General features: G+C 71.4%; 1 protein-coding gene and 1 pseudogene. Both read right to left on the bottom strand.

Annotated features, from left to right (window positions below; all coding sequences use genetic code 11):
- Positions 1–742 (bottom strand): annotated as a pseudogene (locus AC27IQ_RS24475) (ankyrin repeat domain-containing protein); the annotation flags it as partial.
- On the bottom strand, positions 739–1,155 hold the full coding sequence (locus AC27IQ_RS24470; protein WP_487091132.1) for a hypothetical protein: 417 nt from the start codon (positions 1,153–1,155) through the stop codon (positions 739–741). The gene AC27IQ_RS24470 and the pseudogene AC27IQ_RS24475, both read right to left, overlap by 4 nt.
- Positions 1,156–1,461: the final 306 nt, after the last annotated feature.

Here is a 1,461-nt window from a genome sequence, read left to right as displayed (position 1 = left end):
CGCCTTGCGGCGTGCGCAGCAGGTCCAGCCGCCATTCCACGCGCTCGCCCGAGCGGCGGGCGCCGCTGGTCGGCGCATCGGGCGGCACCAGGAAACGCGCCACCAGCCGCAGCCGGCCGCCGCTGGCCGGCTGCATCGCCACGGGCTCGGCGAAAGACTCCACGCGCCGTTCGGGTGAGCCCGAACTCGCTTCGTCCACCCGGTACTGGGCCAGCCGCAATTGCAGGCTGTGCCCCTGCATGCGGGGCGCGGCACGGGCCGGCACCACCAGCGCCACCTCGACCGGATGCCCTGCGAGTGGCCGCGCGGGCTGCAAGGCGAGCCCGGTGCCCGCGTATCGCCAGGCCAGGTAGGTGACATGCCCCGAGTACCACAGCAGCCCGATGCCCACCAGAGCGCACAGGCCCACGACCCCCTTGGCGAGCCACGGAATATGGGGATCGGGCCACAGCAAGGCGGCCATCGGGACACTGAAGCCGCACCAGAACAAGGCGATGAGCCACAGGATGCCGAGGGATCGGCGTGCCGGGTTCCCAGGCGGGGGCACCGGCCCGTCCGACAGGGACGCGGCATCGGCCTCTTCGCGAGCCATCTTGCGCCAGCGCAGCAGGACGACGACGAACACCCAGGCCGCCACCAGGCCCACGCCGGTGAACACCAGGGCAAAGGGCAGACGAAACAGCTGCAGGCGCCAGCGGATGGCGGGGTCGATCAGCGATTGCGACGGGTTGGCCGGGTTCACCCACGCGGTGACGGTGTGCCCGCTGGTCCGGGCGCTTGCAGTTGCGCGAGCCACCGGCGCTGCCAACCGTCGAAGTCCATCGATTCGCCATGGCCTGCCGGATCCAGGCCCACGCGGGTGCCTTCATGGGGCTTGCCGTCCACGGCGTAGCGGTAGCGGGCCTGCACTTCGAACGCGGGCCCCGTACCGCTGCCCGAACGGCGCGCCTCCCTCCGAAGCTCCGCGGAGAGGACCTCGGCCTGCACCGGCTGCCAGCGGTGCTGCACCTCCCACGCCAGGCGCAGGGTGCTGGCCAGGGGCCGCAGTCCGTAGGTGTAGCCGAAGACGCCAAATGCCACGGCGAAGACGGCGCTGAACGCCAGCAGTGCCAGCCGGGTGCCGATGCTGCCTGCCCTCGTCCGCTCTCTGGCCACGGGTTCTCCTCGTCGATGTCGTTTCTTGTGGCTCGAAGAATATCAAGCCCCGCGCCACAAGGGGCCGCGTGGCGGGGCGCGAAACGCCCCGGCGCGGCGCGCGCGCAACACTTCGCACACATCGATCGAAACAAAGCAAAAGGGCTGTCCCCTTTCCGGGGGGCTGCGTGTCTTCTTCTCGACAACCACCAACGAGAGAAGCACCGATGCACCGCCACCCGACCCCTGACCGACGATTTCCGCTCCCCCCCTGCGCCGCCGCGGCCCGCGGCCCGCGCCGCTCGCTGCTGGCCGCCGCCAGCCTCG

The sequence above is a fragment of the Acidovorax sp. KPB24-07 genome, assembly GCF_057543315.1.
This window is presented reverse-complemented; position numbering and strand designations above follow the sequence as displayed.